Below are 25503 nucleotides of genomic sequence, written 5' to 3'. Positions count from 1 at the left end.
ATGACCCTACGAGGTCGCGGCGCCGACGGGTCCGATCGGGACCACCAGCGGGGTTCCGGTGACCGGGTCATCGATGACCTTCGCGCGCAGTCCGAACACCTCCGCCACCACGTCCTCCGTGAGGACCTCGGCGGGCGTGCCCGCGGCGACCACGCGCCCCGCCCGCATCGCGACCAGTCGATGGGCGTAGCGCGCGGCGAGATTCAAGTCGTGCAGCACCATCACCACCGTCCGGCCCGCTTCGGCGTGCAGGCGCCGGACCAGGTCGAGGACTTCGATCTGATGCGCGAGGTCGAGGAAGGTGGTGGGTTCGTCGAGCAGGAGCAGGTCGGTGTTCTGGGCGAGCGCCATCGAGATCCACGCGCGCTGGCGTTGCCCGCCGGACAACTCGTCGAGCGAGCGGTCGGCGAACTCGACCATGTCGGTCCAGGTCAGCGCCTCGGTGATGGCGGACTCGTCGTCCTGTGACCACTGGCGATACCAGCGCTGGTGCGGGTGCCTGCCGCGAGCGACCAAATCGGCGACGGTGAGACCTTCCGGGGCGAGCGGTGATTGGGGCAGGATGCCGAGCACCCGCGCGACTTCCTTGGTCGACATCCGGTCGATGCGCTTGCCGTCGAGGTGGACATGCCCACCGGCGGGACGCATCAGCCGGGCCATCGCGCGCAGGAGCGTGGATTTGCCGCATCCGTTGGGCCCGATCACCGCGGTGATGGTGCCGCCGGTGACATCCAGATCCAGGCCGTCGACGACGGTGGTCGACCCGTAGCCGAGGGTCAGGTCGCTGGCCTGTAGCCGAACGGTCATCACACGCCCGCTTTCCCGGCACGATTGCGCCGCATCAACAGATAGATCAGATAGGGCGCGCCGAGGACGGCGGTGATCACCCCGACGGGCAGTTCACCGGCGGGCAGCAGGGTGCGGGCGACGAGGTCGGCGACGACGGTGAAGGCCGCACCGAGCAGCGCCGAGGTGAGCAGCGGCGGTTGCGCCGACCCGGTGAGCCGCAGCGCCACCTGCGGCACCGCGAGCGCGATGAAGATGATGGCACCCGCCGACGCGGTGGCGACGCCGGCCAGGAGCACGGCCAGCACCAGCAGGGTCAGCCGAGCGGCGTTGAGTCGAACGCCGAGCGAGCGCGCGGTGTCGTCGCCGAAGTGCAGGGCGCCGAGCAGGTGGGTGCCAGCCAGGACCACCGGCACCAGCAGCGTCAGCGCGATCGCCACCGGTGTCACCTGGATCCAGCTGCTGCCGTTGAGGCTGCCGGTCAGCCAGGTCACCGCCCGGGTCGCGACATCGACTTCGCCGACGCTGAGGAGCCAGAAGGTCACGCTGGAGAGCAGTGAACCGGCGCCGAGGCCGACGAGCACCAGCCGATATCCTTCGATCCCGCCGCGCCAGGCCAGCAGGAAAACGCCGAGCGCGGCGACCAACCCGCCGATCATGGACGCGACGGGCACCCCGATCTCGGCGACGGTACCGCTGATCTGGCCATGGCTGCCGGACAGGGCGATCACCGCGACCGCGGCGACACTCGAGCCCGCGGTGACGCCGAGAATATCGGGACTGGACAACGGGTTTCGCGCGATGCCCTGGGTGATCGCGCCGGACAACGCGAGCGCCGCCCCGACCAGCGCGCCGGTGAGAATCCGGGGCAGCCGCAGATCCCACACCACATAGGCGAGGCCGTCGTCGCCACCACCGCCGAGCACCGCGAGCACGTCCAGCGGCGTGACCGGACCGCCGTCGGGCATCGTGTAGGTGCCAAGCGCGAGCGCGACGCAGCTCGCGACGCCGAGGATCGCGAGTCCGAGCAGCATGACCGCGGTCGTGCGCAGTCGCAGCTGCCAGGAGACCGGTCCCAGCCGGACCGCCCGGACGGTACTCATATGCTCACCAGCTTCCGGCGGCGGACCAACACGATGAAGAACGGGACGCCGACGAACGCGAGCATGATGCCCGCGGGCAGTTCGCCCTTGTCCAGGACCAACCGTCCCGCGATGTCGGCGACCAGCACCATGACTGTGCCGAGCAGCCCGGCGACGGGGACGAGCCAGCGGTAGTCGGGGCCGGTGATACCGCGCGCCAGGTGCGGAACGACGAGCCCGACGAAGCCGAGCGGTCCGGCGATCGCCACGACCGCGCCGGTGAGCAGCACGATCGAGCCGATGCCGACGGTGCGGGCCAGCAACACCCGATGGCCGAGTGCGCGGGCGGTGTCCTCGCCGAGGCCGAGCGCGTTGAGTGCGGAGGTATTGGCCAGCGCGAGCACGATGCCGACCACGACGAACGGTGTCACCTTGCCGAGTAGGTCGAGATTAGACCCGACCAGCGAACCGGCCTTCCAGAAGCGGTAGATGTCGGTGACGTCGGTGTCGAACAGCACCACCGCCGAGATCAGGCCCTGCAGCAGGTAACTGACGGCGGCGCCGGCCAGTGCGAGGGTTACCGGCGTCGGCCCGCCGCGGCCCGTCGCGCCGATGGCGAACACGGTGATGGTGGCGATCAGCGCACCGGCGAAGCCGAACCACACATAACCGAACAGGCTGGAGATGCCGCCGACCATCACCGCGAGGACGATGCCGAGCGCGGCGCCCTGGGTGATGCCGAGCAGTGCCGGGTCCGCGAGGGGGTTTCTGGTGTGGCCCTGGATCACCGCGCCCGCGACGCCGAGCGCGAGGCCGGCGAGGATCCCCAGCAGCGTGCGCGGCAGCCGGAGGCCGTTGACGATGGCGCCGGTCTCGGTGTCGGTCGTGCCGCCCAGTGCTTGCAGAACATCAAGGGGAGCAATGAATTTGGAGCCGACGGCCAAGCTGAGCAGCACGGCCGCGAGGACCGCGACCAAAAGTCCGGCGATGAGTAGCAACCGGCGAGACCGCGTGTTGGCGAACACGACTCCGGGCGGCGATGCGGTCACTATCCCTCTTCATAGTTGGTAATTAGGTAAGGCTTCGCTAGGTTAGCAACCCTAAGAACATCTGAAACACTCGGGAGACGTCGATGAACACCCCACTGAGCCGCAGGCTCGCCGCCGCCGCGGTAGTTGCCGCCGCCGTACTGAGTCTGTCCGCGTGCGGCCAGGATCGGGCGACCACCGGCGCCGCGGGCAGCGATTGCGATACCGCTGCCGACCTGGACGGCGGTGCCTACCCGCGCACCATCGAGAAGGGGGCGGTCAAGGACGCGGCAGGCGCGGATGTCGGCACCGTGGTCGACCCGGCCACCATCAGCACCCGGCCGGTCCGGGTCGCGGCCCTCGATCAGACGTTCGTCGACGCCGCGCTGGTGCTGAACACCGAACTGGTCGCGTACACGACGTACCAGGCGATGGGTGAGACGTTGCCCGCGTTCCTCGGTGCGGGCGCGCAGACCTGCGGTGGTCGCGCGGTGAACATCGGCAACCTGCAGACCCCCGATATCGAGAAGTTGGCAGGCGCTCGACCGGACCTGATCGTGTCGGCGAAGGTGCGCCACGAGAAGCAGTACGAGCAGTTCAAGGGCATCAAGCTCGGGTCGGGCACGGTTCCGGTGGTGTTCAGTCAGACCACCGGCGCCACCTGGAAGGAGAACCTGCTGCTGCTCGCCAAGGCGGTCGACAAGGAGAACCTCGCCGAGGCCAAGCTCGCCGCCTATCGGGACCGCGCCGCCAAGATCGGCGCGGCGATCAAGGAGAAGAACGGTGGTAAAGCGCCCACCGTCTCGCTGCTGCGCTTCCTGCCAAAAGAGGACCGGCTGATGCAGCGGGTCAGCTTCGTCGGCGACATCTTCGCCGACACCGGTCTGAACCAACCCGACAAGTCCGACGACCCGAAGAACGACTTCTCGATCACGCTGAGCCCCGAGCGTCTCCTCGACGCCGACGCCGACTACGTCTTCCTCACCAGCAACGGCGAGGACGCCGCCACCCAGCGCAAGGCGGCCGCCGAGGCCAACCCGCTGTGGAATCAACTGCGCGGCAAGGTCACTCCGGTCGACGACCTGGTCTGGCTGACCTCGGTCGGCCTCACCGGTGCCCACTCGGTCCTCGACGACATCGCCAAGACCTTCGGCGTCGACCCGGCCAAGTAAGCACGTCCCGCTCGCGCTGTTCGCCCGCCCCTACACTCGGCGGGTGGGTGAACAGAAGCAGCGGATGCTGGCGGGGGAGTTGTACAAGGACAACGATCCCGAACTGGTGGCCGACCGGCAACGGGCGCAGCGGTTGTGTGACGAGTTCAATCGCACCGGGTCCGACGAGGCCGGGCGGCGGACGGAGTTGCTGGGCGATCTTCTCGGCAACCTGGGGGAGGGGTCGTGGGTTATGCCGCGGTTCCAGTGTGATTACGGCTACCTGATCGAGATCGGGGCGAACAGCTTTCTCAACTACGACGCGATTCTGCTCGACTGCGCGCCGATCACCATCGGCGACGACTGTTCGATCGGGCCCCGCGCTCAGCTGCTGACCGCGTTGCATCCGATGGAGGATCACGAAAAGCGCAGGCAGCGTTGGGAATCCGCGGCACCGATCCGGATCGGGAACAATGCCTGGTTCGGTGGTGGGGTGATCGTGTGCCCCGGTGTGACCATCGGGGACGACGTGGTGGTCGGCGCGGGCAGCGTGGTGACCCGTGACCTGCCCGATCGGGTCTTCGCGGCGGGCAATCCGGCGCGGGTGATCAGGCAGCTCTAGGTTCGCACGCGACATGCGGGTCGCGGCGTCGGGTCGCGCCCACGAGCCCGCGGCAATACTGTCTGACCATGGGCGAATCGCGAATCGAGATGGCACCCGAAGCAACCCGGCCGCTGCGCGAGGACATCCGCTTCCTCGGCGGCATCCTGGGCGACACCATCCGCGACCACGAAGGTCCCGAGGTGTTCGACCTGATCGAGCGCGTCCGGATCGAGGCTTTCCGGGTACGCCGCGAGGAGGTCGAGCGCAGCGCTGTCGCCGACATGCTCGACGGCACCCCCACCGAGGTCGCGATCCCGCTGATCCGGGCGTTCAGCTACTTCGTGCTGCTGGCCAATCTGGCCGAGGACATCCAGCGTGATCGACGCCGCGCCGTGCACGTCGCGGCAGGCGAACCACCCCAGGATTCCTCGCTGGCCGCCACCTACGACAAACTCGACGCGGCCGGTCTCGACGGCGCGACCGTGGCCGAACTGCTCACCGACGCGCTCGTCTCCCCGGTGATCACGGCACACCCCACCGAGACCCGCAGGCGCACCGTCTTCGACGTGCAGTCCAAGATCACCGAGTTGATGCGCCTGCGCCGCCGCCTCGAACCCGGCGAGCCCGGCCTCGACGAATCCGAACTGCAGATCCGCCGCGCGGTGCTCACCCTGTGGCGTACCGCGCTGATCCGGTTGGCGCGCTTGCGGATCCAGGACGAGATCTCCGTCGGCCTGCGCTACTACGACCTGACCCTGTACGACGTGATCCCCGCGATCAACGCGCAGGTGCGTGCGGCGCTGCGGACCCGCTGGCCCGCCGAAGATCTCCTGCCGCGCCCGATCCTGCGCCCCGGTTCGTGGATCGGCGGTGACCGCGACGGAAACCCGTTCGTCACAGCCGAAGTGGTGCACACCGCCGCCGAACAGGCCGCCGCCTACGCCTTCGGCCGGTACCTGGACGAACTGGTCGAACTCGAGAAGACCCTGTCGCAGTCGGCCCGCCTGGTACCGGTGACGCCCCGGGTCGCGGAGCTCGCGGCAGCGGGTTATCCCGACCCCGGTCTGTTCGCCGATGAACCGTACCGTCGTGCGCTGCACGCGATTCGGGTCCGCCTCAGCGCCACCGCCGAGGCCGCACTCGGTGAGCTTCCCGAGCGCGGCCTCGCATCCGACGCCGCACCGTATCCGACGCCACAGTCCGTTCTCGACGACCTCGACGCGATCGATGAATCCCTGCGCGCCAGCGGCGACGGTCTGCTCGCCGACGACCGCCTCGCCGCCCTGCGCCACGCCATCGAAACCTTCGGTTTCCACCTCCAGGGCCTGGACATGCGCCAGAACTCCGAGGTGCACGAACAGGTCGTCACCGAACTGCTGACCTGGGCGGGCGTGCATCCCGACTATCCGAGCCTGTCCGAAGCCGAACGTGTCGAGCTGCTCGCCGCCGAATTGCGCACGCGCCGACCACTTCTCGGCCCCAACGCCCAGTTGGGCGAGCTCGCCACCAAGGAGCTCGGTGTGCTCGGTGCCGCCAAGGAGGTCATCGACACCTTCGGCGCCGCCGCCGTACCGAACTACATCATCAGCATGTGCACCTCGGTCAGCGACATGCTCGAAGCGGCGTTGCTGCTGAAGGAAGCAGGAATCCTCGATCCCGGCACCGCCGACACCGCGCCGAGCTGTCCCGTCGGCATCGTCCCGCTGTTCGAGACCATCGAGGACCTGAGCGCCGGTGCGTCGACGCTGGCCGCGGTGCTGGAGGTACCGGTCTATCGGGAGTTGGTCGAGGCGGCGGGCATGCGCCAAGAAGTGATGCTCGGCTACTCCGATTCCAACAAGGACGGCGGCTACCTCGCCGCGAACTGGGCGCTCTATCGCGCGGAACTCGACCTGGTGGAAGTGGCCAGGAAATCGGGAATCCGGTTGCGGCTGTTCCACGGTCGCGGCGGGACGGTCGGTCGCGGCGGTGGCCGCAGCTACGACGCCATCCTGGCCCAGCCCGCGGGCGCGGTGCGTGGTTCGCTGCGGCTGACCGAGCAGGGCGAGGTGATCGCCGCGAAGTACTCTGAATCCGTTGCGGCACAACGCAATCTGGAATCGTTGATCGCGGGCACGCTCGAATCGACGCTACTGGATGTGGAGGGCCTCGGCGACGATGCCGAACCGGCCTACGAACTCCTCGACGACCTCGCCGCCCGTGCCCGCGCCGCCTACGCGAACCTGGTGCACGACACCCCAGGCTTCGTCGAGTACTTCCGCGAATCGACCCCGGTCGCCGAGGTCGGCGACCTCAATATCGGCAGCCGCCCCGCCTCCCGCAAACCCACCAACTCGGTCTCGGACCTGCGCGCGATTCCGTGGGTGATGGCCTGGAGCCAGGCCAGAGTCATGCTGCCCGGGTGGTACGGCACCGGCACCGCGCTCGAAGACTGGGTCGGCGACGATCCGGCCCGCCTCGCGCGCCTGACCGACCTCTACGAGCGCTGGCCGTTCTTCAACACCGTGCTGTCGAACCTGGCCCAGGTGATGGCCAAGAGCGACCTCGACATCGCGGCCCGCTACGCCGAGCTCGTCACCGACGAAACCCTGCGCGCGAACATCTTCGCCATGATCGCCGACGAACACGCCCGCACCATCCGCATGTACCTCGCGGTCACCGGGCACACCGAACTCCTCAGCGACAACCCGTCACTGGCGGAGTCGATCCACAACCGCTTCCCCTACCTGGAGCCGCTGAACCAGCTCCAGGTCGACCTGCTGGCCCGGCTGCGCGGCGGTGACGATTCCGAACTGGTGAAGCGAGGAATCCTGCTCACCATGAACGGCCTGGCCACCGCCCTGCGCAACTCGGGCTAGCGGCTACAGGCAGACGGTGACGGTGAACGGGCCGACGGGGATGCCGGTGCAGATCGACACCGAGCCGACGACCGGCTGCGCGGCGGCTGCTGAGGCGGTTCCGGCACCGATGGCGGTCACGGACAGGGCGAGGGCGGCGACGGCGAGCGGGCGGGCGAACGTGGCGAACATAGGCTGATCCTCGGGGTAGAACGGGGCGAACACCCCCGTGCGGGGGCGCCCCCATCTCAACACGAAGCACCGACGGCGTCCACGACATGGTGGGAATCGTGTGGTGGTTCAGTCGGTGACGACGGCGATCGCGTCGATCTCGACCAGCATCTCCGCGCGCGGCAGGCCGGTGAAGACGGTGGTGCGCGAGGGCAGCACGCCGTCGGTGACGTGCGCGGTGACGAACTCGCCGTACGCCTCGTTCATGATCGCGAAGTCCTCGCGCTTGGTGAGGTAGACGCGCAGCATCATCACATCGTCGAAGGTGGCACCGGAGGCGTCGATGATCGCTTTGACGTTCATCAGGGTGCGGGTGGTCTGGGCGGCGACATCGCCGGAATGCAGGTACTCGTTGGTCTCGGGATCCACCGGCCCCTGACCGGATACCTGGACGAACGGGCCCTTGCGCACACCCTGGGAGAAGGTGTGGGCGGGCGCCGGGGCGTCGGAGGTGCGCACGGCGGTCTTGTCGGACATGTGGTTCAGCCTTTCCTCGCGGTGACATCTCGGCGGGGGTCCCAGCCGAGATCGGTGGAGATCGCGTCGGCCGTCGCCCTGAGCTGCGGCAACAATGCCAGCACCTGATCATGGTCGAGCAGCACGTCGGGAACCGAGACCGACACGGCGGCGACCACGGAACCGATTCCGTCGCGCACGCCGACGCCGATGCAGTTGACGAAGCTCTCGTGTTCCTCGTGGTCTTCGGCGAACCCCTGCGCGGCAACGAGTTTCAGTTCGGCCAGATACTGCTCGGGGTTGCGCAGGGTGCGGGTGGTGAAGGGGTGGTAGTCCAATCGTGCTGCCACCGCGGCCCATTCGCCGCGTGGCAGCGCGGCGACGAGCACCTTGCCGACCGCGGTGCAGTGCAGCGGTGCGGGCCTGCCGATCCGCGAGTACATCCGCACCGCCTGCTCGGCGTCGACCTTGTCGATGTAGACGGCGTCGCCGGATTCGTAGGCGGCCAGGTGCACGGTCTGTCCGGTGGCCGCGCCCAGCGCGCTCAGGTGCGGGCGGGCGACGGTGCGCACATCACGGTTTTCCAATGCACGACTTGCCAATTCGAACATCCGGGTGCCCAGCGAATAGCGGTGCGCGGTGTCGTGCACGACGAACCGATCGGCCTGCATGGTCTGCAGCAGACGCAGCACCGTCGACTTGTGGACACCGAGCCGGGCGGCCAGCTCGTCGAGGGACTGCGAGTTCTCGCCGAGGGCGATGAGAATGGACAGGGCCCGCGACACACTTTGACTCATGCGCTGATCGTTTCATCCAACGCCGCGGGATAGCGCAGCGTGGCCCAGGTCTCGTCCGGGAGCATCGCGAGGCGTCGAAGATCCTGCGACGGCGGCAGTTTCGCTGAATCACCGGTGGCGGTGAGGGCAGCCGCCGCGCACAGGTGGCCGTACCGCAGCCTGGTGCGCAGGTCGGCGCCGTGCAGCAGGGCGGCGAGGTAGCCGCCGGCGAAGGCGTCACCGGCGCCGATGCGTTCGGTGATCGCCAGGGTCAGCGCGGGCACCTCGATCCAGGACGCGCCGTCGAAACCGGTGACGGTGTGTTTGTCGTTCTTGACGATCAGTTGGGCGGGCTCGGGGAACAGTGCGCGCAGGGCGGCCGGGTCTCCGGTGCCGAAGATCTCCTCGGCCTCGTCGGCGCCGAGGAACGCCACGTCGGCGCCGCGAACATGCGCGTCGAGTTGGTCGGCGGCCTCGTCGATCCGCGAACCCCACACTGCCGGACGATAATTCAGGTCGAAGCTGACCAGTCCGCGCCGGGGTCGGGTGAGCAGCGTGCGGGTGAGTTCGGTCGCCGACTCCGAGAGCGCCGGGGTGATACCGGTGAAGTGCACGAGATCGGCGCTGTCGAGCACGGCGGCTCGGGTGGTGAGGTCGGCGGGCGACAGTGCGCTGGCCGCCGAGCCCGTGCGGTAGTAGTGCATGCGGCTGGCGTCGGCACCCAGGTCGTTGGCCGCGCCGGAGCCCGCGCCACGTTCCTTGACGTAGAGGCCGGTGGGCCGCGTCGGATCCACTGCGACCGCCGCGACGTCGACCCCCTGCGAGCTGAGCTCGGCGAGCAGGTAGCGCCCGAATCCGTCGTCGCCGACTCGCGACAGCCAGGCCGCCGACACGTCGAGCTGGGCCAGCACCACGGCCACATTGGCCTCCGCGCCGCCCGCCCCGCGATCGAACCGCGCGGACTGTTCCAGGGGGCCTGCCCCCGCGATCAGCACGGCCAGTCCCTCGCCGATGGTGACCGCGCTGGGTCGACTGGTTGTTGCCTGGGTCACCCTGTTCGCCCTTTCGTGCTTGCGGTCACTGCCTTCTGGATGCACAATAACGAGCAGAAACATTCAGTGCAACCACCGTTGCATAATGTGCAATGTTCGGTCGATATGACTGATCGCCCGCCATTCCGGGGCGGTCGAGGAGAAAGGGATGCTGTGATCATCGACAACGACGTCGTGGACGCCCTCGCCGACGAGTTGCTCGGACCCCACGACAAGAGCGCGCCGCCCGCGGCGTGGGGGAGCACCGTGCGCGAATATCTCGCCGGCGCACCGCGACTCGGTCAGTGGCAGACGCCGTTGCTCACCCTCGACCGCGGCAGGCTCGACGCGAACCGCGACCTCATGGCCGACTGGACCGCCGCGGCGGGTGTTGCGCTCGCCCCGCACGGCAAGACGACGATGGCGCCGCAGCTGTGGCGCGAGCAACTCGTGGCCGGGTCGTGGGGAATCACCCTGGCCACCGCGTGGCAGGCACAGCTGGCGCGTTCGTGCGGTGTCGGCCGGATCATGCTCGCCAACACCCTGGTCGACCCGGTCGGCTTGGCCTGGGCCGCGGCGGAATCGGTGCGTGACGCCGACTTCGAGTTCTACTGCTGGGCCGACGGCGTCGCCACCGTCGAACTGATGGACAAGATCCTGCGGGAGACCGCCGCGGGTCCGCGCGTGCGGGTGCTGGTCGAACTGGGTGGACCGCACGGCCGGACCGGTGCCCGTACCCGCACCGAGGCGCATGCTGTCGCCGCCGCCATCGGTGCGAGCGAGCGGCTGAGCCTGGCCGGTGTCGCGGGCTACGAGGGCGCGCTGGCCCACGATCGCAGCGCCGAGGGCGTCGCGGCGGTACGCGGCTATCTGGGCGGACTGGCCGCGTTGCACACCGAACTCGCTGCGGCGGGCGCCTATTCGAGCCCGGCGGTCGTCACCGCGGGCGGCAGCGCCTACCCCGAACTCGTGGTCGACGAATTCGCCGGACTGGCCGATTCCGAGGGCGCGCGCGGAGTCCCGACCACCGTGGTCCTGCGCAGCGGCGCGTACGTCGTCCACGACGACGGCTTCTACGCGGGCATCTCTCCGCTCGCCGCGCCGGCCGCGCAACCGGGCCTGCGTTCGGCCATGCACGGCTGGGCACGGGTGGTCTCCCGGCCCGAACCGGAACTCGCCCTGCTCGACGGTGGCAAACGCGACTTCCCCTTCGACGAAGGTCTGCCGGTGCCCCAACTCGTCCTCGGCGGCACGCTCCCGCCGAACGCGGTGGTCACCGCGCTGAACGATCAGCACACCTTCCTGCGGATGCCCGGTGCCGATCCGGCCGATCTGCCGGTCGGGTCCGTGGTGCGCCTCGGTCTCTCGCACCCCTGCACCGCGTTCGACAAGTGGCGCCGCATTCCGGTGATCGACAGCGCCGACGCGACCGACCCGCGCGTGGTCGACCTGATCCGCACCTACTTCTGACGGATGACCATGACGCACTTGCTCTTTCGTGACATCGACATCATCGACGGCACCGGCGCCCCGCGGGCTCGCGGCGACGTCGTGGTCCGCGACGGCCGGATCACCGAGGTGGCGCCACCCGGCACCATCGCATCCGACGCCAGAGTTGTTCCGACGCAACCGGGTTCAGTCCTCGCGCCTGGCTTCATCGACATGCACGCGCATTCCGACCTCTACCTGCTCACCCATCCCGACCACTTTCCGAAGATCAGCCAGGGCGTCACCACCGAGGTGATCGGCCAGGACGGGCTGTCCTACGCACCCATCGACGACGCGGCACTCGCGGTGGTGCGCAAGCAGATCGCGGGCTGGAACGGCAACCCGACGGACTTCGACTTCACCTGGCGCACCATCGCGCAATATCTGGACCGCCTCGACGAGGGCATCACGCCCAACGCCGCCTACCTCGTTCCGCAGGGCACGCTGCGCATGCTCGTCGTCGGCAACGATCAGCGGGCGGCCACCGCCGCCGAGATCGACCGGATGTGCGCGCTGCTGGCCGAGGGCTTCGAACAGGGTGCCGTCGGCATGTCAAGCGGCCTCACCTACACGCCCGGAATGTATGCCGACACCAGCGAACTCGCCGCGCTGTGCGCCGTGGTCGCCTCCTATGGCGGCTTCTACGCACCGCACACCCGCTCCTACGGCGCCGGCGCACTCGAGGCCTACGCGGAGATGATCGGCCTGGCGAAGGCCACCGGCTGCGCGCTGCACCTGACCCACGCCACCATGAACTTCGGTGTGAACCGTGGTCGCGCACCGGAATTCCTCGCGATGATCGCCAAGGCGCGAACCGACGGCTGCGACATCACCCTCGATACCTACCCGTACCTGCCCGGTTCGACCACACTGTCCGCGCTGCTGCCCAGCTGGGCGATGTCGGGCGGTCCCGACGCCGCACTCGCCCGACTGGAGGATCCGGCCGAGCGCGCCAGGATCACCGAAGATGTCGACGTCAACGGCTCGGACGGCTGTCACGGCGTCACCGTCGAATGGGAGACCATCCAGATCAGCGGCGTCGGCGACGACGCATTGTCGGAGGTGGTGGGCCGCACCGTCGCCGAGCTCGCGACCGAACGCGGTATCGCCGCGGCGGAAGTATTCTTCGACCTGCTGCGCCGCGACCAGCTCGCCACGACGATCCTGCAGCACGTCGGCCACGAGGAGAACGTGCGCGCCATCATGGTCGACCCCGGCCACATGGGCGGCAGCGACGGTCTGCTCGTCGGCGCCCGGCCACACCCGCGCGCCTGGGGCACCTTCCCGCGCTACCTCGCACGCTACGTTCGCGAGTTGGGCGTTCTCGGCCTCGAGGACTGCGTGCACCACCTCACCGGCCGTCCGGCCGCCCGACTCCGCCTGGCCGAACGTGGCCTGATCCGGCCCGGTTACGCCGCCGACCTGGTCGTCTTCGATCCGGCGACGATCCACGACACGGCAACGTTCGAGCACCCCCAACAGCAGGCCCGCGGTATCGAGCACGTGCTGGTCAACGGCGAATTCGCGTTGGAGAACGGCACCGCCACCGGAGTGCGCGCCGGTCGCGCCCTGCGCCTGGACACCACACAGGAGGAAACCCGATGAACCCGTTGCTCAGCTCGTCGTCGGAGGCCATGGACGTGATCCGCGCCGATCGAGCGCTCACCGTGGTCCGCGCCCCCGCCATCCCCGACCCGGCCGCGCTCGCCGCGGCACTCGCGGGCGCCGGTCTGCGAGCGGTCGAACTGACCTTCACCACCGTCGGAGTGCTAGAGGCGATCAGGAAGGCCACCGCGGTCACCGACGCGGTGATCGGCGTCGGCACCGTCACCACCCGCGAGCAGGCCGAAGCCGCCATCGAGGTCGGTGCCCGCTTCCTGGTGACCCCCGCGCTGCGCCCCGAAGTCGCCGAAGTAGCCGCGGCACACACGATCCCGGTCATCATGGGCGCGTTCACGCCGTCGGAGGTCCTCGCCGCGGCGGAGATGGGGGCGGCGGCGGTGAAGATCTTCCCGGCTCGCGCGCTCGGCCCGCAGTACTTCAAGGATCTGCTCGGGCCGTTCCCACACATGTTCCTGATCCCCTCCGGCGGCGTGAATTCCCACAACGCCCGCGATTTCCTCCACGCGGGCGCCATCGCCGTCACCGCGGGCACCGAAGTGGTCGCCCCGGCCGACGTCGAGACCGCGCGCTGGTCCCACATCGGCGCCAAAGCCGCACATTTCGTTCATTCGCTTGATTGAGAGGTTTTCCATGGGCGCCACCGTCGACTGGTTGCGCACCACCACCCCCGGGTTGCTGGTGCTGTGCGGTCTCGCGATCGCTGTACTACTCATCGCCATCATCAAGGTCAAACTGGAGCCGTTCGTCGCGCTGCTGTTGACCGGACTGCTGCTGGCGTTGGCCGCCGGGCTGCCGATCTCCCAGATCGTCGGCACACCGCTGAAAGCCGGTGAGTCACTGCTGGAAACAGGCTTCGGCGGCATCCTCGGCCACATCGCGGTGATCATCGGTCTCGGCACCGTGCTCGGCGCGATCCTCGAAAGATCCGGTGGCGCCGACGTTCTCACCGACAAACTGCTGAAGGTGTTCGGCGAGAAGGGCGCTCCCGTCGCGATGGGCCTGCTCGGGCTCATCTTCGGCATCCCGGTGTTCTTCGATATCGGCATCTTCGTGCTCGCGCCGCTGATCTATGTCGCCGCCAAGCGCGGTGGGCGTTCGCTGGTGCTCTACGCGATGCCGATGCTGGCCGGCCTGTCGATGACGCACGCGTTCCTGCCACCGCACCCAGGTCCCGTCGCACTCGGCGGGCTGCTCGGGGTGAGCCTCGGCTGGCTGATCGTGATGGGATTCGTCTGCGGCATCCCGGGTTTCATCGCCGCGGGCATCGTCTGGGGCAGCTATATCGGCAAGCGCGTGATGGTGTCGGTACCCGAGGAGTTCGTGCCGCTGGAACCGGAAGAGGCCGAGGGCGCCGAGGGTTCGGGTGCTACCGCCGTCGTGACGAAGGCGCCACCCTCGGTGGCACTGATCGGTGCGATCATCGCGATCCCGCTGGTGCTGATCCTCGGTGCCACCTTCGGTTATCAACTGCTGGACAAGGATTCGGCACTGCTGCAGGTGCTCACCTTCTTCGGTACCCCCGCGGTCGCGCTGCTCATCACCGTGCTCGTCGCCTTCTATCTGCTCGGGATCCGGCGCGGTTCGACCGTGCAGGAGCTGAGCACCATCACCGCCGAATCGCTCAAGCCGGTCGGCATGGTGCTGCTGGTGGTCGGTGCGGGCGCGTTCTTCGGCAAGGTCATCTCGGCCACCGGCATCGGCACGGCGCTGGCCGAGACGATGTCGGCGGCGGGTCTGCCGATCATCGTGCTCGCGTACCTGATCAGCTGCGGGCTGCGTATCGCGCAGGGTTCGGCGACGGTCGCCATCGTCACCACCGGTGGCATCGTCGCTCCGCTGGTTGCCGAGCAGGGCTACTCGCAGATGTCGATCGCGTTGATCGCCATGGCGATCGCGGCGGGCTCGATCATCCTCAGCCACGTCAACGACGGCGGTTTCTGGATCATCGCGAAGTACTTCAACATGACGGTGAAACAGACGCTGCAAACCTGGACGGTGCTCGAGACCATCCTGTCGGTGGTGAGTTTCGCGGTCGCGGCGTTGCTGTTCTCGATCGTCTGACGACTGCTCTACCGAGCCGGGCTGTCCCCACGGGTCAGCCCGGCTTCGTATGCCACGATCGCGGCCTGCACCCGGTTGTCCACCGCGAGCCGCCGCAGGATCGCGCTCACATGGAATTTTACCGTCGCCTCGGCGAGGAACAGCGCGCGGCCGATGTCGGCGTTCGACAGCCCACGACCGAGCAGGGCGAGCACGTCTCGTTCTCGGTCGGTCAGCGTCTCGACGCGACGACGTGCGGCGGCGACGGTGGGTGCGTTGCCCGACCGGGCGATCACCTTCTGCGCGATCCGCGGGGACAGGTAGGCCGCGCCGCCCGCGACCGCCCGGATGCCGAGGAGCAGTTCGCGCGGGTCGGCGGCCTTGAGCAGGAAACCGTCGACGCCGTGCGCCATGGCGGCGTCGACGAAGTCGTCCTCGTCGAAGGTGGTCAGCAGGACCACCGCCGTCGCGGGCAGGGTGGAGCGTAGTTCGGCGGCGGCGCCGAGTCCGTCCAGCCGTGGCATCCGGATGTCGAGAACAGCGATGTCGGGACGGTGGTGTCGGGCCAGTTCGACCGCTTCGTGCCCGTCGCTCGCCTCGGCGACCACCTCGATCTCCGGGTCGGTCGCCAGGATGGCCTTGACTCCGGCGCGGATCAACGGTTCGTCGTCGGCCAGCAGCACCCGGATCGTCATCGGCTTCCCCTGTTCGGGTGGAGTGGGATCTGTGCGCGGACGATGAAACGGTCGCCCTCGGCGTTCGCGTGAAAGGTGCCGTCCAGCAGGTGAACTCGGTCACGAAGGCCCGTGAGACCGACGCCGGTCGCAGGACTCGGCGCGCCGGTCCGTGGGTTGTCGATCGTCACGACGACCAGCGTCGGCGTGCGCTCCACGCGGATCGCGACTTCGGCGCCGGGGGCGTGGCGCGCGGCATTCGTCAACGACTCGCGCACGATGTAGGACACGGTCCGCTCGACGAGCGGGGGCATCGGCGGTCCACCGAAACCGTGTGTGGTGACGACCATTCCGGCGCTGCGCGCACTGTCGACGACAGCGGTCACATGCTCGATGTGCGGGTCGATCGGGCCTGCCTGGCGCAGCACCCCGATCGTGTTTCGGAGCCGATCGGTGGCCGTTGCCGCGGCGGCCCGCAGCTCGGCGGCCGCCTGCCGGTTCCGCTCGGACAGCTCGCCTGCCAGTTCCAGCGCACCAGCTCGCAGCGCGATCAACGCCAGGTCGTGGCCGAGACTGTCGTGGATGTCCGCGGCGATCCGCGTGCGTTCCCGCAGCTCGGCGCGCTCGGTGATCAGCCGCTGCTCCTGTTCGAGATGGGTCACCCGCTCGGCGCTCGCCGCCAGCAGTTCGGCCTGCTGACGCCGGAACCGACCCGCCGACCACGGCAGCGCACACACGAGAACGAACGACCCGAGCACACCGCTGCCGACCGAGAAATCGACCAGCGTGAGCACCGTCCCCGGAACCGCCAGCGCGGCGAGCACCGTCCATTCGCGCGGGAACGGCAGCCGTCGTCCGTGCAGATACGCGAGCACGCCGAGCGCGGGGTACAGCGCCTGCCGCCACAGCGGCAGATCATCGAGGAACATCCCGTTGATCTGCGCTGCTCCCGCGAGCAGCACCAGCGCGACCCCGTTCCTCATCCGCGCGAGCTTACCGATCGCAGCCGTGCCACCGTGGTGACCAGCCCGGCCGCCGCGACCGCACCGACCGCGATCGGGAGTGGCGCGTAATAGGTGAGCTGCGCCCAGGTGACCGTTCGCCCGCCCATGATGACCGACATGACCAGGGGGAAAGCGGCGAACAGGAGCACGGGAACCACAGCGGGCAGCAGCCGCGCGCCCGTCCACCAGACCGATTTCCCGAGTCTGGCACGCGCCCACCGGCGCGCCCGGATCGCCCCGAGCACGCCGAGCCCGAGTGCGGCCACTGTGGTCACCGCGAGCGCGATCTCCGTCCATTGCCGGGTGCGGCCGGGAATCTCCGGTGTCTGGCCACGACTCATTGCGGCCAGCCCGAGCATGATCGGGTAGGTGTCGTCGGCGAGCCCGGAGCTGTTGGTCATCACCGCGAAGCCGTACCCGGTGTTCGGATCGATCGCCTGAGCGGCGTTGTAGGTGAACAGATTTCCGGAGTGAACGAACATATCGCCCTCTTCCTCTGTGCCCCAGCCCATTCCGTATCGGTGCAGGACCGGGGTGCGCATAGTCGTCAGGCTCTGCGCGGTGACGAGCTGCGGGCCGTTGCCGGTATTGCTGATCAGCCACCGGCCCATGTCCGCTGCTGTCGTGATGACCGAACCGGCTCCGCCGCCCAGGAACCCCGCGAGTTCGGGCCGCGGAACCCATTGCCTGAACAGCGAAGTGAAGCCGTCCGGTGGTGCGGGCAGGTTTGCGTCGGTGCCGCTGGCCGTCATTCCGAGCGGGCCGAACACCCGCTCGCGCAGGAAGTCGTCGAAGTCACGGCCGCTTGCCGCTTCCACCAGCCGAGCGGCGATGTCATAGTTGACATTGCAGTAGGCCCACCGGGTTCCGGGCTCGGCCACCAACGCGCCGGTCCGCATCGTGGCGACGTAGTCGGTCAGCGACCGCGCATGGTCGGTGGCACCGATATCGACCGTCCGATCCGACAGTCCGGATGTCTGATTCAGCAAGTGCCGCACAGTAATCCGATCTGCCCGAGCATCGTCCATTCGAAACTCCGGCAACTGCTCGACCACCGGCCTGTCAAGCGAAAGGTGACCGTCCTCGACGAGCATCATCACCGCCGTCGCGGTGATCGACTTGCTCAATGACGCGATCCGCATCGGCGAGTCCGCGGTGATCGGATTGCCTTGTGAATCCTGACCCGCACCGGTGGCGTGCACGACACTGTCACCACGGGTGACCACCAATGAGATTCCCGGCAGCCCCGTCGAGTCCATCGCCTTCGCCAGAAAGTCGTCGATAGCCGCAGGAGAAAGTACCGCCGAACCGGGCGCGGCGACCGCGCTCGACGGTGCGACGAGGCCGACGATGATGACGGCCGTGATCAGTACGCGATGCATTCTGCCACCGTATGAACGGCCCGACCCGCTCGGATCCGACGAACGGCCACGACCGGCCTGGACGAAAGTCGGGAAATGCCGGGCGGGATCACCCGCGGCGTCGTTCAGTCGAGTAATGCGCGCGTCAGTCGAGCGAGCACCGCGCGCGGGTCTTTGCCTGCCTCCGCACCGGTCAGTCGGTGGACGACGGCGCCGTCGAGATAGTCGACGAGGATGCCGGCGTCGGTGGCGGCCAAACCGACGGACGCGGCCATCTCGATTGCCCAGGCGCGCAGCCGCTGGTGCCCGCGCTGCACTGATTCGTGGAGGGCCGGCATCATCTGCGACTCGCCGAACAGGGCAAGACGTGCCTGCGTGCGGATTCGGTCGGTGGTTGTCGCGTGGGTGAGGAACAGGGCCAGACCGTCGATAAGGTGCTCGACGGTGGCGGGACCGAGTGCGCGGTTCAGTGTCTCCCAGTCGGCGTGATCACGCTGTTCGAGGCGTTCCGCCACCCCACACAGCAGCGCCTCGCGGGTGCGGAAGTAATTGGATGCCGAACCGGGCGGCAGGTCGGCGGCCTGGTCCACCGCACGGTGGGTGAGCGCGCGCGACCCGCCGGCGCCCAAGACCTCGATAGCGGCATCGAGTACCTGCTCGCGTTTGGTAGCCACGAACAGATACTACGCCCGTAGTGAATCGCACTACATTCGTAGTGTGTGGCACTACAGCTGTAGTACGGTCGATGTCGGTACCCGAAACGAGGGAGTGTGTCATGTCTACGGCGATTGTGGTCGGTGGTGGGATCGGGGGAACGGCCGCGGCGCTCGCGCTTGTCGGGCGGGGGTGGTCTGTTCAGGTGCTGGAACGGGCGCCGGAGGTCGAGGAGGTGGGATCGGGGATCTCGCTGTGGTCCAACGCGTTACGTGCGCTGGATGCGCTCGGCCTCGGCGATGCGGTGCGTGCGCACGGGATGGCGGAGGTGTCTGCTGGGATTCGGGACGAGCGGGGGCGATGGCTCTCGCGCACAGACGTGGCGACGCTGCGCGAACGGTTCGGTGCTCCGGTCATGATTCACCGCGCCCGGTTGCTGGACATCCTGCGCGCGGCGTTGCCCGAAGGCGTTGTGCGCACCGGTATCTCGGTGCGCGAGGCGACAGTCGACGGGGCGGTGGTGCACGCTGCGGGCACTTCGTCCGCCGACCTGGTTGTCGGAGCCGACGGGATTCGCAGTGTCGTCCGACGTGCGGTCTGCGGCGAAGTCGCACCACGCTACGCCGGTTACACCGCCTGGCGTGCGGTGGTCGACATCCACGAGCCACTCACCGAATTCGGCGAAACATGGGGTCGCGGTGCACGGTTCGGTATGGCACCGCTCGCTGACGGTCGTGTCTACTGCTTCGCCGTCTACAACGCTCCCGAAAACACCACCGGCAGCCTCGCCGAAGTCCGCGCCCGCTTCGAGAGCTGGCACGACCCGATCCCGGGACTCCTCGCCGCCGCGGACCCGAACGCGTTGTTGCACAACGATATCTATGACCTACCGGCCCTGCCTTCCTTCACCTCGGGTCGCATCGCTCTCCTCGGCGACGCCGCGCACGCGATGACACCGAACCTCGGCCAGGGCGGCTGCCAAGCCCTCGAAGACGCGGTGGTCCTGGCCGGACTGGCAGGCGAGCCGGACGGACTCGCCCGCTACGACCGAGAACGCCGCACTCGCACCCAGATGATCACCCGGCGTTCCGCCCGGATCGGCACTGTCGCCCAGTTGTCCGCACGACCACTGGTCGCCCTCCGCAACACGGCATTGCGCCTCACCCCTACCTCCGCCCAGCTCCGTTCCATGGCAGAGATCCTCGACTGGACCTGTTGAGAGGGGTCAGACCGCTCTCGATTCGCGCCACGCGCACGCCGCCTGATGGTCGTGACTGGGAATGATGCGGACGCCGCCGCGGATCGCGTGCAGGCGGTGCACGGTTCGCCAGGTCGCGGTGCGGTCGTTGTCGGCCAGCATGCCCGGGTATCCCGACTTCTGTCGCAGCTCCTCGACCTGCAGGTTGTGCCAGATCGCGTCGCCCGCGAGCAAGACCGGGCCGCGGTCGGTTCGCAAGAGCACGCCGACGCTGCCCGGGGTGTGACCGGACAGGTCGACGAGGACCACCGCGCCGTCGCCGAACAGGTCGTGGCTGCGGGCGAAGGCGAGAACGGGCGGACCGTCGAGGTCGTAGTAGTCGAGCGGTCGTTCACGAACGGCTCGCCGCACCCCGCCGACCGGTGCCACCGGCCCCGTCATCGCCCAGTCGTGCTCGGGCCGGTGGAGCCGCAGCGGCAGCCCGGGCAGATCGAGAAGGCCGGCGACATGGTCCCAGTGCAGGTGCGTCGGGAGGGCGAAGTCGATGGCCTCCGCATCGATTCCACTGCTGTGGAGGGATTCCCGGATATCGATGATGTTGCTCGGGGGTGTCACTGCGCGCCGCAGAACTGGGGGGAGTTCGGCCACCGCCTGTTCGTTGACGTCGACGCAGATGCCGGGGTCGACGAGGAAGGTCGCCTTCGGATGCCGGACGGCGAAGGCCGTCATCGCGGACTCGATCCGGCGCGGGGTGAACACGCCCTCGACGATGACCGCTGTCGGCACACTCCTGGCGTTCTGCGCCAGCACTGTCAGCTCGACCGTCGTCGTGCCGCGGGGTAGGCCGTTGTCGGGTAACGAAGCCAGGAACCGGTGGTCGGGGCGTCGTGGCCGCAAGGCGCCCGTCAACGCTGAGCCTACGGACCGGCAACATTGCCACAGGTTCGGTGCCGCGACCGGGTCGATCAAGAGTGTCCGATTGTCGTTGTGTCCCATACGAACTACGCTAAAACTTCAGGTCGACCTGAAGTAAAGGGGCGAATGTGCCGCGTACCGTCGATTCACGCCGCATCGGTGACGCCGCCGCCGAACTGGGCGTCGCCACCCACGTCCTGCGTCACTGGGAGGATGCGGGTGTACTCGTTCCACCCCGTGCGCCGGGCGGTCAACGGATCTACGACGGCGAACTGATCGTGCAGGCCCGTCTCATCCAGCTCTGTCAACGATCCGGGCTGTCCCTGGCAGAGATCAAAGCCCTGTTCAGCAGTCGATCTCGAACCCGCCGGGTCGCACTGTTCGCGGACAAACAAGCCGAACTACAAGCCCGCGTCGACGATCTCACCCGAACCATCGACTTCCTCGCCCACGTTCTGCGCTGCACCCACCCGATCGTCGACGAATGCCCGGACTGCGTCGAGTTCAGTCGGCCCGCTCAACGATGAGGCGCAGCGTGGGGGTTTCGCGCTGATACTTACACGACCGTCGATCGGTGGTAGCGCGCGAGCATGGCGGCGGCTGTGGCGGTCATGGTCGCGCGAAGTTCGGGTGGGGAGAGGACTTCGACGTGTTCGCCAAGGGGGAGCAGGGCGTGGGCCAAGACCTCGTAGGACTCGGCGGGGATGGTGATGTCGGCCCAGCCGTCGTTGTCGGGAGTTCCAACGGAGGCGAGCGCATCGCGCACCGCGGCCGGGTCGTTCATCAGACGCAGCAAGCTCAGGTGGGCGGTGGAGATCCGGCAGTGGGCGCTGACTCGCAGCATTGATCGCGCGAATTCCTCGGCTGCGGATCGCCAATGGTCGGCGAGGTCGAAAGTGGTGGGGCGGGTGAAGGATTCGCCGGTCGCTACGGCGGTGGCGATGCGGCTTGCCCGGTAGGAGCGGATGGCGGAGTTGTCGCGGGCGATCAGATACCAGGTGCCTGCCTTCATGACCAGGCCCAGGGGGTCGAGGGTGCGTTCTACCGTTCGGTCGCGGCGGCGGTAGGTGATCGTGAGGCGGTGGTCGTGCCAGAGGGCGTCGGCAACTGTGGCGAGGGTCGGGGTTTCGTCGGGACGCTGGAACCAGCCGGGCATGTCGATGTGGACGCGTTCGGCGATTCGGGTTGCGCGGCCGCGTAATTCGGGCGGGAGCGCGGCGAGCATCTTCAGCTGGGCGGTGGCCAGGACGGTGCCGAGGCCCAGATCGGCGGCGGCCCCGGGGAGGCCGGCGAGCAGGACGGCGTCGGCTTCGTCGGAGGTGAGGCCGGTGAGTCGAGTTCGGTAGCCGTCGACCAACCGCACCCCACCGCCACGCCCCGGCTCGCTGTACACCGGAACGCCCGCCTCCGACAGCGCCTCGACGTCGCGGTACACCGTGCGCACCGACACCTCCAGCTCCCGCGCCAACGCGCTCGCGGTCGCCCCGCCGCTCGCTTGCAGCAGGAGCAGTAACCGCACCAACCTGCTCGCTCGCATATTCGCGAGACTAGCCGCAAAACCTGACACAGGATGTCAAGGTTCGGTCGTAACGTACGAGGTATGACCACGTGGAGCCAGTTCACCGAAGAAGCACCGAGCATCGCGGCCCTGTTCCAGCGCAGGCACCAGGCCACCGGCAATCTGTGCATGCTCGCCACCCTGCGCGCCGACGGATCGCCCCGCATCAGCCCGATCGAACCGATGATCTTCGACGGCCTGCTCGTCCTGGCAGGCATGCCGAACACCCGAAAATTCGACGACCTCGCCCGCGACCCGCGCTTCTGCCTGCACACCGCCACCGTCGACACCATGGTCTCCGACGGCGACGCGAAACTCTTCGGCACAGTCACCGACCTGAAAGACGAAACCGTCCACGCCCGCTTCGCCCAAAAGCTTTTCGACGACAGCGGTTTCGACATCCGCGGCGAGAAATTCGACCACTTCTACGTCGCCGACCTCACCGGCGCCTCCACGGTCGAAGTCAGCGACGACCAACTCCACATCACCGTCTGGAAACCCGGTGCGGGTGAAACGATCGTCCACAAACGCTGAGCGGCCGAGCGCAACGCTCCATTGATTATGAATGACTGGTCAGTCATAATCGGAGCATGCCGAAGAGAGTGGATGCGCATGCCCGGCGCGCCGAAATCCTGGACGCCGCCGTTCGAGTGTTCGCGCGGAAGGGTTTCGCCGCGTCCCGGATCGAGGATGTCGCGGCCGAGGCCGGTGTCGCGAAAGGCAGTGTCTACCTTGCGGTCAGCAGTAGGGAGGAGCTGCTGACCGCGGCGTTCGACCAGTACCGTACGCGCGCGCAGGAACAGCTCGCGGTGCCCGGAACAGGGTCGGCGCTGGATCGGCTGGCCGCGCTGATCCGGGCGACAGTCACGATGCTGGCCGCTCACCCCGACCATGCTCGCGTGCTGCTGGATGTGTGGGCGGCCCGCACCCCGATAGATATGGCCGCCGTGTACGCGCAATACCGCGCCGCGATCGCCGCGCTGCTGCGCGAGGCGGGCACCGACGGGCAGTTGCGGGCGGGAATCGGGGAGGCGCATGCGGCGGTGATCGTGGGTGCGATCGAAGGCTGCCTGGTGCAGTGGCTCGCCGACGAGCAGATCCGGCTCGGTGACCTGGCCGAACCCCTCGTGGCTGTGTGCGTGGAAGGCATCCGGCGATGACGATCACCGACCGGCTGATCGCGCCGAACGCGACGAGAAGTGAAGCCGCCCTCTGCTATTCGGCGGCGGTCGTCGGCGCGGCGACGGCTGGTCTGCTCGCCCGCAGCTCGTCCGCGCTGGTGATCATCGTGGTCGTGGTGGTCGGCTTCGACCTGTTCGGTGGCGCGGTGGTGAACGCGACCGCCTCGGCCAAGCGCTGGTTCCATCGGCCGAGCCTCGATGCCCGCCACCACCTCGCGTTCGTGGCGATCCATGGTCAGCCGTTTCTGCTCGCCCTGGTGGTGCCCGGCTTCGGTTGGTCGACGGCAGCCGCCATCTATGGGCTCGTCCTCGCGGCTGCCGTGGTGGTGACTTCGACGCCGAAGCGCCTCCGCACTCCGGTTGCCTTCGCCGCCACCGTCTTCGGGACCGCGATCACTACCGCCGTGCTCACGGTCCCCACGTTCCTGCTCTGGTTCGGGCCCGTCCTGCTGATCAAACTTCTCCTTGCCCACCTCCTGCCGGAACCGGGCGCCGTCGACGACCGCGTGCCGACACCGCGATGACAGCTCGCCCGTGCGCGGTTTCGGGGATCGGGTGGGCCGCTGTGCCACGATGACCTGCATGGATCTGGCCGCTTCCGCTGATATCGGCGAGCCATCGCCGATCGTCTCGCTGTTCTGGATCGCACTCATCGCGGTGGTCGCGCCGCTGCTGTCGAGGCTGGTGCGCGGGTATCTGCCGGATGTGGTGATCCTGCTGGTGGCCGGCGCCGTGGTCGGGCCGCACGTGCTCGGGTGGGCGAGCAGCGCGGGCGGGGTCGACCTGGTCAGCGAGCTGGGGCTGGGGATGCTGTTCCTGTTGGCGGGGTACGAGCTCGATCCGCGATTGCTGCGCGGCCGGTCGGGGCGGACGGCGTGGGCCGTGTGGATCGTATGTCTGCTGTTCGCTTTCGCGATCGTCGTGGTGGCGACGCAGACATCGAACAGCACGCGCGTCGCGGTCGCCATCGCATTGACTTCCACCGCGCTCGGCACCCTGCTGCCGATTCTGAAGCAGGCGGGGATCGTCGACTCGCCGCTGGGCCGGGCGGTGATGACGCACGGCGCGGTGGGCGAGCTGGGGCCGATCGTGGCGATGTCGGTGCTGCTCACCAGTCGCGATGCGGGTAGTGCGGTGGTGATCGTGGTGATGTTCGTGGTGGCGGCCGTGGTGGTCGGATTCGTGCCGGTGCGGATGCTCGATCGCATGCCCGATCTGGGCGCCGGGCTGGCCAGGCTGGGCGGTGGCACGTCGCAACTGCCGGTGCGCGGGGTGGTGCTGCTGCTCCTGGTGCTGATGGTGCTCGCCGAGGTCTTCGATCTGGACGTGGTGCTCGGCGCGTTCGCCGCGGGCATGATTCTGCGGCGGCTCATCGCGGCGGGGCACCCGGATGTGGACTCCTCGCTGGAGGCGATCGGGTACGGGTTGCTGATCCCGGTCTTCTTCGTGGTGTCGGGGATGGGGATCGACGTGGCGGCGGTCGGGCGCAATCCGGCACTGTGGTTGTGGTTCGTCGTCACCATCGCGATCGCGCGCGGCCTGCCCGTCTGGTCGAGCGAGCGTTTCGTGCCACGCGGGGACAACCTGGCGACCGGACGCGCGCGCGTCGAATTGGCCCTCTATGCCGCGACCGGCCTGCCGATCATCGTCGCGGTGACGCAGGTTGCCACTCAGACCGGCCTGTTGACCGCCGATGTCGCCTCGATCCTGGTGGCGGCGGGCGCGACGACCGTCCTGGTGTTTCCGCTGGTAGCGCGCCTGATCGGGGCGTCGGAGGCGAAGTCGGTCACACCCGCCCATGAATGAGCTTGCATAGTCGTGCATA

General features: G+C 68.4%; 26 protein-coding genes. 13 read left to right on the top strand and 13 right to left on the bottom strand.

Annotated elements, in window-relative coordinates; genetic code table 11:
* Positions 1–6: 6 nt before the first annotated feature.
* The 3 genes from ACLJPD_RS30275 to ACLJPD_RS30265 are packed head-to-tail and all read right to left on the bottom strand — an operon-like array spanning position 7 to position 2917.
* Complete coding sequence (locus ACLJPD_RS30275) at positions 7–807, bottom strand: ABC transporter ATP-binding protein (RefSeq protein ID WP_410876663.1); 801 nt, start codon at positions 805–807, stop codon at positions 7–9.
* The gene (locus ACLJPD_RS30270; RefSeq protein WP_410876662.1) at positions 807–1889 is read right to left on the bottom strand and encodes a FecCD family ABC transporter permease; all 1083 of its coding nucleotides are present in this window, start codon (positions 1887–1889) and stop codon (positions 807–809) included. Before ACLJPD_RS30270 ends, ACLJPD_RS30275 begins: the two co-directional genes overlap by 1 nt.
* Positions 1886–2917: a FecCD family ABC transporter permease gene (locus ACLJPD_RS30265; protein WP_410876660.1), complete on the bottom strand. Its 1032-nt coding sequence runs from the start codon at positions 2915–2917 to the stop codon at positions 1886–1888. Before ACLJPD_RS30265 ends, ACLJPD_RS30270 begins: the two co-directional genes overlap by 4 nt.
* Positions 2918–3000: 83 nt before the next feature.
* Between ACLJPD_RS30265 and ACLJPD_RS30260 the strand changes: the two genes are divergently transcribed.
* From ACLJPD_RS30260 to ppc, 3 genes are all read left to right on the top strand, one after another.
* Positions 3001–4068: an ABC transporter substrate-binding protein gene (locus ACLJPD_RS30260; protein WP_410876659.1), complete on the top strand. Its 1068-nt coding sequence runs from the start codon at positions 3001–3003 to the stop codon at positions 4066–4068.
* Positions 4069–4111: 43 nt separating this feature from the next.
* The gene (locus ACLJPD_RS30255; protein ID WP_410876658.1) at positions 4112–4669 is read left to right on the top strand and encodes a sugar O-acetyltransferase; all 558 of its coding nucleotides are present in this window, start codon (positions 4112–4114) and stop codon (positions 4667–4669) included.
* 68 nt (positions 4670–4737) lie between these two features.
* Entirely contained in the window at positions 4738–7509 is a 2772-nt protein-coding gene (gene ppc / locus ACLJPD_RS30250) for a phosphoenolpyruvate carboxylase (protein ID WP_410876657.1), read from the top strand.
* Between the two features lie 3 nt (positions 7510–7512).
* Here the strand turns inward: ppc and ACLJPD_RS30245 are convergent, their stop codons facing one another.
* The 4 genes from ACLJPD_RS30245 to ACLJPD_RS30230 all read right to left on the bottom strand — a co-directional run bounded on the left by ACLJPD_RS30245 (position 7513) and on the right by ACLJPD_RS30230 (position 10003).
* Positions 7513–7680 (bottom strand): hypothetical protein, encoded by a 168-nt coding sequence (locus ACLJPD_RS30245; protein WP_410876655.1) that lies wholly within the window; start codon positions 7678–7680, stop codon positions 7513–7515.
* 108 nt (positions 7681–7788) lie between these two features.
* Entirely contained in the window at positions 7789–8196 is a 408-nt protein-coding gene (locus tag ACLJPD_RS30240; RefSeq protein ID WP_410876653.1) for a RidA family protein, read from the bottom strand.
* Positions 8197–8201: 5 nt separating this feature from the next.
* Positions 8202–8972, bottom strand: coding sequence for an IclR family transcriptional regulator (locus ACLJPD_RS30235; RefSeq protein WP_410876652.1), 771 nt, complete (start codon positions 8970–8972; stop codon positions 8202–8204).
* Complete coding sequence (locus tag ACLJPD_RS30230) at positions 8969–10003, bottom strand: sugar kinase (RefSeq protein WP_410876651.1); 1035 nt, start codon at positions 10001–10003, stop codon at positions 8969–8971. Before ACLJPD_RS30230 ends, ACLJPD_RS30235 begins: the two co-directional genes overlap by 4 nt.
* A 105-nt stretch (positions 10004–10108) precedes the next feature.
* On the opposite strand from ACLJPD_RS30230, the gene ACLJPD_RS30225 reads away from it, so the two are divergent.
* Genes ACLJPD_RS30225 through ACLJPD_RS30210 form a run of 4 tightly spaced genes read left to right on the top strand, consistent with a single transcriptional unit; the run spans position 10109 to position 15154 of the window.
* Positions 10109–11452 (top strand): amino acid deaminase, encoded by a 1344-nt coding sequence (locus tag ACLJPD_RS30225; RefSeq protein ID WP_410876650.1) that lies wholly within the window; start codon positions 10109–10111, stop codon positions 11450–11452.
* 9 nt (positions 11453–11461) lie between these two features.
* Positions 11462–13075, top strand: coding sequence for an N-acyl-D-amino-acid deacylase family protein (locus ACLJPD_RS30220; RefSeq protein ID WP_410876648.1), 1614 nt, complete (start codon positions 11462–11464; stop codon positions 13073–13075).
* Positions 13072–13713 carry a bifunctional 4-hydroxy-2-oxoglutarate aldolase/2-dehydro-3-deoxy-phosphogluconate aldolase gene (locus ACLJPD_RS30215; RefSeq protein WP_410876646.1) on the top strand — a complete coding sequence of 214 codons (642 nt, stop codon included), beginning with the start codon at positions 13072–13074 and terminating at the stop codon, positions 13711–13713. Before ACLJPD_RS30220 ends, ACLJPD_RS30215 begins: the two co-directional genes overlap by 4 nt.
* Positions 13714–13723: 10 nt before the next feature.
* A complete protein-coding gene (locus tag ACLJPD_RS30210) occupies positions 13724–15154 on the top strand; it encodes a GntP family permease (RefSeq protein ID WP_410876645.1) in 1431 nt (476 codons plus the stop codon).
* An 8-nt stretch (positions 15155–15162) separates the two neighbouring features.
* Here ACLJPD_RS30210 and ACLJPD_RS30205 read toward each other — a convergent pair whose 3' ends face one another.
* The 4 genes from ACLJPD_RS30205 to ACLJPD_RS30190 form a co-directional block, all read right to left on the bottom strand.
* A complete protein-coding gene (locus ACLJPD_RS30205) occupies positions 15163–15828 on the bottom strand; it encodes a response regulator (RefSeq protein ID WP_410876643.1) in 666 nt (221 codons plus the stop codon).
* Positions 15825–16790 (bottom strand): sensor histidine kinase, encoded by a 966-nt coding sequence (locus ACLJPD_RS30200; protein ID WP_410876641.1) that lies wholly within the window; start codon positions 16788–16790, stop codon positions 15825–15827. The genes ACLJPD_RS30205 and ACLJPD_RS30200 overlap by 4 nt, the downstream gene beginning before the upstream one ends.
* Positions 16787–18193: a serine hydrolase domain-containing protein gene (locus tag ACLJPD_RS30195; protein WP_410876640.1), complete on the bottom strand. Its 1407-nt coding sequence runs from the start codon at positions 18191–18193 to the stop codon at positions 16787–16789. Before ACLJPD_RS30195 ends, ACLJPD_RS30200 begins: the two co-directional genes overlap by 4 nt.
* Positions 18194–18297: 104 nt before the next feature.
* On the bottom strand, positions 18298–18846 hold the full coding sequence (locus tag ACLJPD_RS30190; RefSeq protein WP_410876639.1) for a TetR/AcrR family transcriptional regulator: 549 nt from the start codon (positions 18844–18846) through the stop codon (positions 18298–18300).
* A gap of 101 nt (positions 18847–18947) precedes the next feature.
* On the opposite strand from ACLJPD_RS30190, the gene ACLJPD_RS30185 reads away from it, so the two are divergent.
* The gene (locus ACLJPD_RS30185) at positions 18948–20045 is read left to right on the top strand and encodes an FAD-dependent monooxygenase (protein ID WP_410876637.1); all 1098 of its coding nucleotides are present in this window, start codon (positions 18948–18950) and stop codon (positions 20043–20045) included.
* A 6-nt stretch (positions 20046–20051) separates the two neighbouring features.
* On the opposite strand, the gene ACLJPD_RS30180 is transcribed toward ACLJPD_RS30185, so the two are convergent.
* Positions 20052–21020 carry an MBL fold metallo-hydrolase gene (locus tag ACLJPD_RS30180; RefSeq protein WP_410876635.1) on the bottom strand — a complete coding sequence of 323 codons (969 nt, stop codon included), beginning with the start codon at positions 21018–21020 and terminating at the stop codon, positions 20052–20054.
* Between the two features lie 47 nt (positions 21021–21067).
* Here ACLJPD_RS30180 and ACLJPD_RS30175 point away from each other — a divergent pair, with 47 nt between their 5' ends.
* Positions 21068–21466, top strand: coding sequence for a MerR family transcriptional regulator (locus ACLJPD_RS30175; protein ID WP_410876633.1), 399 nt, complete (start codon positions 21068–21070; stop codon positions 21464–21466).
* 29 nt (positions 21467–21495) lie between these two features.
* Here ACLJPD_RS30175 and ACLJPD_RS30170 read toward each other — a convergent pair whose 3' ends face one another.
* Positions 21496–22476, bottom strand: a complete 981-nt coding sequence (locus ACLJPD_RS30170; RefSeq protein WP_410876631.1) for a helix-turn-helix transcriptional regulator — start codon at positions 22474–22476, stop codon at positions 21496–21498.
* A gap of 63 nt (positions 22477–22539) precedes the next feature.
* Here ACLJPD_RS30170 and ACLJPD_RS30165 point away from each other — a divergent pair, with 63 nt between their 5' ends.
* The 4 genes from ACLJPD_RS30165 to ACLJPD_RS30150 are packed head-to-tail and all read left to right on the top strand — an operon-like array spanning position 22540 to position 25484.
* The gene (locus ACLJPD_RS30165; protein ID WP_410876630.1) at positions 22540–23031 is read left to right on the top strand and encodes a pyridoxamine 5'-phosphate oxidase family protein; all 492 of its coding nucleotides are present in this window, start codon (positions 22540–22542) and stop codon (positions 23029–23031) included.
* 56 nt (positions 23032–23087) lie between these two features.
* Positions 23088–23657 carry a TetR/AcrR family transcriptional regulator gene (locus ACLJPD_RS30160; protein ID WP_410876629.1) on the top strand — a complete coding sequence of 190 codons (570 nt, stop codon included), beginning with the start codon at positions 23088–23090 and terminating at the stop codon, positions 23655–23657.
* On the top strand, positions 23654–24202 hold the full coding sequence (locus ACLJPD_RS30155; protein WP_410876628.1) for a hypothetical protein: 549 nt from the start codon (positions 23654–23656) through the stop codon (positions 24200–24202). The genes ACLJPD_RS30160 and ACLJPD_RS30155 overlap by 4 nt, the downstream gene beginning before the upstream one ends.
* A gap of 58 nt (positions 24203–24260) precedes the next feature.
* Positions 24261–25484, top strand: a complete 1224-nt coding sequence (locus tag ACLJPD_RS30150; protein WP_410876627.1) for a cation:proton antiporter — start codon at positions 24261–24263, stop codon at positions 25482–25484.
* The last annotated feature ends 19 nt before the right edge of the window (positions 25485–25503 follow it).

This window comes from Nocardia sp. A7 (assembly GCF_046549215.1).
Classification (GTDB): domain Bacteria; phylum Actinomycetota; class Actinomycetes; order Mycobacteriales; family Mycobacteriaceae; genus Nocardia.
This window is presented reverse-complemented; position numbering and strand designations above follow the sequence as displayed.